An 8,525-nucleotide genomic window follows, 5' to 3' on the forward strand; every position below is an offset into this window, starting at 1 on the left:
GGGGGGGGGGGGGGGGGGGGGGGGGGGGGGGGGGGGGGGGGGGGGGGGGGGGGGGGGGGGGGGGGGGGGGGGGGGGGGGGGGGGGGGGGGGGGGGGGGGGGGTGGGTGGGGTGGGGGGGAGGGCGGGGTGAGGGTGGGGGGGGAGGGGGGGAGAGGGGGGGGGTAGGTGGGTGGGTGGAAGGGGGCGTTGGGGAGACTGCCTAGGGGGAGTTGGAGGGCGCAGTTGGGGACGGGATCTCCTTTGGCGATGACTTGGGTGAGGCCGGGAATGGCCTTTAGGAGGCTAACGATCGCGCGATCGCATTCCACAACTACCTGTGCTCCCTGGCTGACTAGGAGGGGTAAGTAGCGGCTGCAAAGCAGGGTTTGGGCTAGTTCTTGTTCGGCCCAGATGAGAATCTTTTTACCTTTGATGGGGGTGCCGTCCCAGCGGGGAATTTTGCGGTGGCGGGGAATTTGCTGTTGCAGGTAGCTGGGGGCTTGCCAACGCCATTCGTATTCTGCAAAGCCTTCTGTCCACTGACCGATCGCTAACAGGGCTTGGCTCAGGTGGAAGTGGGCTTGGGCAAGGTCGGGCTGGAGATCGATCGCGGTGCGGAAACAGGTGATGGCGCTGGGCAGTTCTCCTTGGTCTTGCCAGAGGAGTCCCAGGTTGCTGTAGGCTTCGGCGTTGTCTGGCTGGTAGGCGAGGGTCTGTTGCAGGTGGGCGATCGCTAAATTCGGCTGACCCTCGGCTTGTAGAATCAGGGCCAAATTGTGGTGGGTGGGGGCGTGGCGGGAGTCCAGTTTGAGGGCGAGGAGGTAATGCACCTTGGCAGCGGCAAAGTCACCGATCGATTGGTGCAGGTTGCCGAGGTTAAATTGCAGGTTGGGGTCAAAGGGTTGGAGTTCGGCGGCGCGACGGTAATAGCCCAGGGCGGATTCGGGGTTGCCCTTTTCTTGCAACGCATTGGCGAGGTTGATTTGGGCGGTGACGGCGTTGGGGGTCAGGGCGAGGCTCTGGCGGAAGGTGGCGATCGCGGCTTCCAATTGGCCGAGGGATTGCAGCAGGGTGCCCAGGTTGGTGAGGGCTTGGGGGAATTCCGGTTGGAGGGCGATCGCGGTTTGGTAGGCGTCTAGGGCTGCCTCCGGTTGCTCCAGAAGTACCAGCAGGTTGCCGAGGTTGTAGTGGGCGGTGGCGTCTTCGGGGGCCAGTTCCACAGCGCGTTGTAGAGCTTCTAGGGCGTCGGGGAGTTGACCGATCGCTTGCAAGGCCACCCCTAAGTTGCGAAAGGCTTCGGCGTAGTTGGGTTGTACCTCGGTGGCGGCGAGGTAATGGACGATCGCTTCCCGCAGTTCGCCCCGCTGGTAGTAGACGGAACCCAGCAAATTCAACATCGTGGGGTGATCGGGAGCGATTTGGATGACTTGGCGAGCCATCCACTCAGCTCGATCCCAATTGCCTGTCTCAAAGGCGGTAAAAGCGGCGTTAATGGCGTCAGGAACAGTCAGCATTGCAGGAATTCACCCATCGAGAAGGAAGCTTGCGTTTTAAAATTAAAGGCGACTCAGCGATTTTTGAACGGTTGTTTTTGAGCGGTTTTTGTTACAAGGTGATTGCAGGGGGTGTAATCCGGTTATTCGTGAAATCTTGGGTCGATCGGGGGTAGAGATTCTCGTGCTTGCTTGAATTTGATCCCCCTAAATCCCCCTTTTTAAGGGGGACTTTGAAGTTCTAGTTCCCCTTTTTAAGAAGAACTTTGAATGGAATGTTTCCGGTTCCCCCTTTTTTAAGGGGGGCTAGGGGGGATCGGATCGACTCTGGCGATTCTGGTTCAATCTTGATTTTTTGCGATATTCTGGCACAGTTGCGTCAGTTCAATTGTATTAATTTGTTGAATGAATCCTGGAGAAACCGCCGATCGGGGATGATTTGCTCAGATTCCCCTCGATCGAAGGGAATGAAACCCCACAATTTTCCTTACCATTGATTAATCCCGCCTGATTCTTTTTCCTTTAGCTTGCCCATGTTGCTGTCCCTCAAGATCGAAAATTTTGCATTGATTGATCAGCTTGACCTGACCTTTGGGGCGGGGCTGAATGTGCTGACGGGAGAAACCGGGGCTGGAAAGTCGATTATTTTGGACGCGATCGATGCGGTGCTAGGAGGCAAGACCTCTGGGCGATCGGTGCGCACGGGGGAGGAACGGGCGCTGATCGAGGGGCAGTTCCAATTGCGACCTGAGTTACAAGCTTGGCTGAGCCAGGAGGGAATTGATCCGGCGCAGGGGGCGGTGTTGGTCTGCACGCGAGAAATTTTTGCCAGTGGTAGCGCGCGGAATAAGTCGCGGGTGAATGGCGTGACGGTGAATCGCCAGCAGATGGAACGCCTGCGGGAACTGTTGGTGGAGATTACGGCCCAGGGGCAAACGGTGCAAATTGGGCAGGCGGGGGTGCAGCGGGACTGGCTGGATAGCTTTGGGGGCGAGAAGCTGCTGAGGCAACGGGAGCGGGTGGGCGAGAAGTTTGTGGCCTACCAGCAGGCGGCACGGACGCTGGAGCAACGGCAGCAGATGGAGGCCCAGCGGTTGCAGCAGTTGGATCTGTTTGAGTACCAGTTGAAGGAGTTGAATGTTGCCAACCTCAGCGACCCGAATGAGTTGGAGGAGTTGGAAAATGAGCGCAATCGCCTCAGCCACAGTGTGGAGCTGCAACAGCAGAGCTATCTGATCTATCAAATGCTCTACCAGAATGAAACTGGGGGGGAGGCGCTGGCCTGTGCGGATCTGCTGGGGCAAGCGGAGCAGCGGCTGCTGGATATGGTGGAGTATGACAACCAGTTGCAGCCGATTTTGGATCTGGTGGCCAATGCCTTGGCTCAAGTGGAGCAGGCGGGACGGGAAATTAATCTCTACGGCGAAAACATTGAGGCGGATCCGCGACGGCTTCAGGAAGTACAGGAGCGGATTGTGGAGTTGAAGGCGATCTGCCGCAAGTACGGGCCGACGTTGGCGGATGCGATCGCGCTTCAGGAGAATCTGCAAGCGGAAATGGACATTCTGACGGGGGGTGGGCAGTCGTTGGCGGATTTGGAGGCGATCGCCCAGGCGCGGAAGGCGGAACTGGTGGAGGCTTGTGGCAAGTTAACCAAGCTGCGGCAGGCGGCGGCAGAAACGCTAGAGACGCAGTTGGTGGCGGAGTTGAAGCCGTTGGCGATGGAGAAGGTGAAGTTCCAGGTGGGGATTGCGCCGATCGCGGCGACGCCTGCGGGGGCCGATCGCATTACCTATTTGATCAGCCCGAATCCGGGGGAGCCTTTGCAGCCGTTGACGGAAATTGCGTCTGGTGGGGAAATGAGTCGATTTTTGCTGGCGTTGCAGTCTTGTTTTTCCCAGGTGGATGCGGTGGGGACGTTGGTGTTTGATGAGATTGATGCGGGGGTGTCGGGCCGGGTGGCGGGGGCGATCGCGCAGAAGTTACACCATCTCAGTTTGCACCATCAGGTATTGTGTGTGACGCACCAACCGATCGTGGCGGCAATGGCAGATCAGCATTTCCGGGTGAGTAAGCAGGTGATTGATCCGGAGAATACTGGGAAGCAGGCGAAGGGGAATAATAAAGTAGAAAATTTGCGAACGGTGGTGAGAATTCAGTCGCTGGATGAGGGGGAACGGCGGTTGGAGTTAGCGCAGATTGCCAGTGGAGATGTGGTGCAAGGGGAAAATGGCTCGGCAAAAGCCGCGATCGACTTTGCGGAGTCGCTTTTAATACAGGCGTCGAATATTCGTGATGGGCAGCAGGTGGAGGTGGTTGAAGCGGTAGCGCAAACAGTTGTGAAGCAGTCGGGGAAGCCTAAGAGAAAAGCTAATAAATCGAAGGTGGGTTAAATGGGATTGTGCGAGTGGTGATAGTGAATTAAGGTCAACGAACGTTCCTCGTTAGCGATTTATGCGGCATTTCTACTAGAAGATTTCTTCAGCTAAAAGTTGCCCCTTGACTCGTTCATATTCATCTTCGAGAAGCCATTCTTGAGCAGCTTCGTAGTTGGAGTGGGTGACAACGAGTTTATAGTCAGATGCAGGATTAAAAATACGACAAGTGCCGTCTTGAGCACCCACGAGCATGAGAATTTTAGGTGGGAAAAGCACGGGATCGACCCAAAGTTCCAGAAATTGCCAGTTTTTAGCTTGTTCTACGAGGGCTGGTGCGTGGGATTGCATGATACTCACCTGTTGTTTTCACAATTTTGATCTCGCCGTAGTAAAGAGGAGTTTGGCTCCCATCTGCTCTAATTATGTAGCCGATCGGATCAGGAAAGTAGAGTCCATATCGTTCGTAGTCATCATCTTCATCGTCGATTCCGGTTTGCTCTCCGCCTGCGATAATAGCCTGTATAACCTATTTTAGGGTTTCGAGATCTTTAAAGATATGGGCTATGCCTTCTCTCCGGAGCAGGCGCTGAACTTGCGGGGTGTTTGGCAGATGGCGATCGATCAGGCTTGGTCGGGGATCAGGTGTAAGGTAACGGTCAATTCCGCTCATGGGTGAGGCGATCGCGCACTATTTCAGAATTGTCATTGTAACCGAAGCAAACATCCTCTCACTCTAGATATCTAGCTAATGCTTCTAGGAATTCAGATATATAGCTGCAATAAGGTTGTAAAAGCCTGAGACAAGTTTTACAACGCTCAAAAATCTCTTCTTCACCTTGCCTAATCGAGCTTTGGGCTCGATTATATAACTCACTAGGAATTTGATGTAAACACTCCTCAAAAGTAGTGAGCGAAGAATTTTGAATAACTTGCATTGCTTTCTGAGTAAGTTCTAGAGAAAAACCATCTTCTAGATATGCATCAAGTCCTACTTTTATAAGTTCACAACAAGAAATTTTTCTGTGTGCACTATAGTGTATGTGCCCTAATTTCTGGATTAACGCCAAAGCATTTTCGAAATATTGGCGGGCTACTTCTAATTTCCCATTTTTCATTGCATCGTGGTATGCACCAGAAAGAGCTATGAGAACAGGTCGCAGCAAATTAGATTCATCTTCGGGGAATTTCTCAGCTAGCTTGATAGATGCTTCAAGAAATTTATATCTTTCTTCATCAGAGTAATATTCAGTTTTGTTCCGATAAAGCTGAATTTGAATCATGCCCAGAGTGGTTGCCATCTCTCTGCCTGGAAACTTTTCTGAGTACTGAAAACAGCGATTGTAGATAGCCAGAAAAGCATCAAAATTATCCTGAGATTTAAAGCCGTGTGCTAGTTGAACAGATGCCTTGACATAATTAAGTGCACTAGCAGAATCGTTGCCAGATGGCATAGAGATATATCTATCTAATTCTTCAATTAAGTCAAGAAGATACTCATAGTTTCGTGTGCGCGTAAGAGCAGCAGTTACAGTCATCGTCATGACTATTTGTTCTCGCCATCCAGTATGTATGACAGCATACTGGTCGTTTATTTTTATCTCCGATAAAGTAGAAAGAGATTTATGGATGTCTTCCGCAGCTTGTATACATAATTCTGGATGACGATTGTGATGGTTAAACTGAGTTAATGCAGTAACAAAATTCAAACATAATTGGTGAAATTCAAGAATTGTAGCTCCATAGTTATTAGGATGTATTTCTTGTAATAAAGAGACTATTTCTTGATAGAGAGATAAACTGAATGATAAATCTATATCGCGATCGCTTAGAAAATGAAGCAATTTATGATGAAAGACTTTGACTAAAGTGGGCCCAGCTAATGTTAGCTTCAATTCGTTATCGATTTCTCGAAAGTCTGCAATTACATCATCGCAATAGTTATCAGGGTAAAGATGATCTAGAAAATCAGTAGACGTGGGTTCTGCTGGAACTTTTACTTCATCTACAATTTCTAGTTCACCCAAATATTTCCGAGAGTTTCCAGTATTTGAAAAAAATGTTAGAAGACGGATAAAAATTACTTGCTCAATCAGGGTCAGAAATAATCCATTTGAATGCCGACAGTTTACAACTGACCGATAGACTTCACACTTTTGCTGTTCCTCAATTGCAGGTATATCAATGACATTTGACACAATCAACAACCAAGCAAGAATACTAGGATTGTCCGTGGGCAGCATCCAAACTGAATTACTTAGCTCACCTTCAGGAGGAGAACTAAATATTGAAAATGCTGGATGTGAAGGGTAGTCATCCCGACATTTGCTGAAAAAACCTACGGCAGCTCTGCCCTCATTCACTGTCATTGCCAGCCTAAGCAAGCGTCTATGGTCGTCAGATAGTGGATTTTGTAAACATGAAGCAAGCCGATCAAGTACAAACAGTTCCCCAAAGAGATCAGGCTCTAGAGCCTCAAGACGTCCTAGTGTCGGCGTCTGACCAGTTACAAGAGAATATTGTCTGAAATGCTTAAATGAAGCGAAGTAATCTCGTGTACTCGACAGGTTCCATCTAGAAGTGTTAAGGTCAACACCTCCACACATGGTTGTAACAGTTAGGACTTCCAGAACATCTTCCTCGATTTGTGCTGCGTCCCAACGATTAATCTTATCCCGTTCTATCAACTCTCTAATGAGGTCTATGAGTTCCATACTGTCGATTTGCTCTGATGTCGCTAATAGTTGCATCACGAGCGGTGCTTGTTCGGGATTCGTAGCCAAAGCCTTTTCAACAAGGCTTTCTGGATCAATCTGTATATCATCTTGACAATCTACAAGTGAGTTGGCTAATCGGACTAATGCACTATGCTCCAGTTGATGTATCTGCAATAGATCATTTGAATATAGGGTTTCCTGAACCCATGTACGGATGGTCTTCAAGTTTTTGAGGTTCTTAAACCATTGTCCAGATTCTCTTTCAATTAGTAGGAGCCTGACGATATGTTGTAGATGATTTGTTTGCTCCAATTCGAATAGGGCACACAGCAGACCGTTTATTTCTTGCTCTTGTCCGATAACATAATCAGCAATAATAAGTGTATGTTTATTTGGTGTCCAACCCTTAAAGTCAAATTTGGAAACAGTACTATCATCTAGCCAGCCCCATTGCCATTCATCTGAAAGTGATTGGCCCAAGTCCAAAAGCAAGCGAGATTTACCGCTTCCTCCTTTGCCAACGACACCCCACCACGAAACATTGGCTTCAGAAAATAAAAATTGAGATAGTTCTTTGATTTCATTATCTCGTCCAATCAAAGGTGTCGCTTGTTGGCTGAAGTGGTACTTTGCAATACCTTCAGGGGATTCTGCTTTGCTCGGTATTATTAACGTTGGCTGTGGCAGATCTTCAAAGAATCTACGCTTTGCACGTATTACTATCGGGTCAGTTGAATACCTCAGTTGCTCTAAAATTTGGTCTGCAAATCGCCAAACTAAGCTGACTCCATTTTGTTCGGCAAGCTGCTCAATTTCTTGACGTTTTCTCGATTCAGTAGCCGCTCCAGATGAGTAACAGTAGATTATATCAAGCTGATATTGACCTTCTGATTTACGTTCATAAGCTTTTTTAAGGCAATCGAATGCAGCAATATTTTGTTTGCCATCATACGAATATTTGGCTTGAAAACTAGCCCAGCCTGACTCGGTTAAGACTGGACGACACTCAATACCTGGATAATTTGGTGGAAATTCTAACTCGTCTGGTTTAACTTTGACAGTTGAGCAAAATAACCACTTTGCTACTTGCGACTCGAATATATCTGTTGGATTGCAAGTATGTTCTCGGAAATATTGCCAGCTTGGATTATCAGTCATTGCTATCAGATATATTGGCAAGCCATTTTATAGCTACAAATTTTTCGTCTGAAGGTAGATGCAAAGGTATCCGATCAAAGTCACATGGTAGTTGCATAACTTATTAGGTAGAATCTAGTCGGCCTACCCCCCCAGATTATGATCATAGGCAGACTGGTTTCAGTATAACGCCCCATCCCAAGCTCATGCCTCTGCTCAGAAAATTTTACAAATTGGAAAACAACTGTAATGTCAAGGTGCCGCAATCTATGGAACCAGAAGGACACCTATACTCTAGCCGTTACCGCCCCTCAAGATGCAGATGTATTGTGCTGGTTCCTATCGCGACGAAGTTGAGCGAAATAACGGGAGAACCATGGATCACAAGCTCCCCCGATCGCAGTATCCCTGGCTATCCATGGATTTTAGAAATTTATGGGTTATTTGTAGGAATTGCAATCAAGAAAAAGGCGAAATGCACTGGTTTGAATATGAGCATTATCTATTGATCCATCATCCCGATCGATTATCAGAAATACAAGTTTTTCGCCCTACCAAACTGTTGAAATCTCTCAAAGAATAGGCTAATCAGCCCCACTAGAACTCGAAGTATTCGATCGAACTCGCGCAAGGCTGGGCATGGGTTCCTGGTACAGCCAATTCTCCTAGTGTTCCTGCTAAGTAGCTAGGCCGAATTAAATATAAAACGTTCAAGATTGTATCCTTTGGAAAGATAGCGGTTCTCTACCCCAGCTATAATTGCCATCGCCAAGTCATAGGAATTATCAAACATCCGGCCCGATAGCTCATGGGCTTTTAACTG

Annotated in this window: 5 protein-coding genes and 1 pseudogene; 2 read left to right on the forward strand and 4 right to left on the reverse strand. The window is 48.8% G+C overall.

Annotation, left to right across the window (positions count from 1 at the left end; translation table 11 throughout):
- Positions 1 to 1,494, reverse strand: a 1,494-nt coding sequence (locus ACN4EG_RS26375) for a tetratricopeptide repeat protein (RefSeq protein WP_431633265.1), incomplete at its 3' end; no start/stop codon positions are given.
- 512 nt (positions 1,495 to 2,006) lie between these two features.
- Here ACN4EG_RS26375 and recN point away from each other — a divergent pair.
- Positions 2,007 to 3,866 carry a DNA repair protein RecN gene (recN, locus tag ACN4EG_RS26380; protein ID WP_431633266.1) on the forward strand — a complete coding sequence of 620 codons (1,860 nt, stop codon included), beginning with the start codon at positions 2,007 to 2,009 and terminating at the stop codon, positions 3,864 to 3,866.
- A 75-nt stretch (positions 3,867 to 3,941) separates the two neighbouring features.
- On the opposite strand, the gene ACN4EG_RS26385 is transcribed toward recN, so the two are convergent.
- The 3 genes and pseudogenes from ACN4EG_RS26385 to ACN4EG_RS26395 all read right to left on the reverse strand — a co-directional run bounded on the left by ACN4EG_RS26385 (position 3,942) and on the right by ACN4EG_RS26395 (position 7,723).
- Positions 3,942 to 4,199, reverse strand: a complete 258-nt coding sequence (locus tag ACN4EG_RS26385) for a hypothetical protein (protein ID WP_431633267.1) — start codon at positions 4,197 to 4,199, stop codon at positions 3,942 to 3,944.
- Positions 4,162 to 4,521, reverse strand: a pseudogene (locus tag ACN4EG_RS26390) (DUF6972 family protein). The gene ACN4EG_RS26385 and the pseudogene ACN4EG_RS26390 overlap by 38 nt, the downstream one beginning before the upstream one ends.
- Before the next feature lie 58 nt (positions 4,522 to 4,579).
- A complete protein-coding gene (locus ACN4EG_RS26395; RefSeq protein WP_431633268.1) occupies positions 4,580 to 7,723 on the reverse strand; it encodes a hypothetical protein in 3,144 nt (1,047 codons plus the stop codon).
- 301 nt (positions 7,724 to 8,024) lie between these two features.
- On the opposite strand from ACN4EG_RS26395, the gene ACN4EG_RS26400 reads away from it, so the two are divergent.
- Positions 8,025 to 8,285, forward strand: a complete 261-nt coding sequence (locus tag ACN4EG_RS26400) for an HNH endonuclease (RefSeq protein WP_431633269.1) — start codon at positions 8,025 to 8,027, stop codon at positions 8,283 to 8,285.
- The last annotated feature ends 240 nt before the right edge of the window (positions 8,286 to 8,525 follow it).

Source organism: Alkalinema pantanalense CENA528, assembly GCF_050753345.1.
GTDB lineage: Bacteria > Cyanobacteriota > Cyanobacteriia > Leptolyngbyales > Leptolyngbyaceae > Alkalinema > Alkalinema pantanalense.

What these genes read in the sequence shown, in the direction of transcription:
- ACN4EG_RS26395 (WP_431633268.1), bottom strand. Translation starts at nt 7,723, where the DNA reads ATGACTGATAATCCAAGCTGGCAATATTTCCGAGAACATACTTGCAAT.
- ACN4EG_RS26400 (WP_431633269.1), top strand. Translation starts at nt 8,025, where the DNA reads ATGTATTGTGCTGGTTCCTATCGCGACGAAGTTGAGCGAAATAACGGG.
- ACN4EG_RS26385 (WP_431633267.1), bottom strand. Translation starts at nt 4,199, where the DNA reads ATGCAATCCCACGCACCAGCCCTCGTAGAACAAGCTAAAAACTGGCAA.
- recN (WP_431633266.1), top strand. Translation starts at nt 2,007, where the DNA reads ATGTTGCTGTCCCTCAAGATCGAAAATTTTGCATTGATTGATCAGCTT.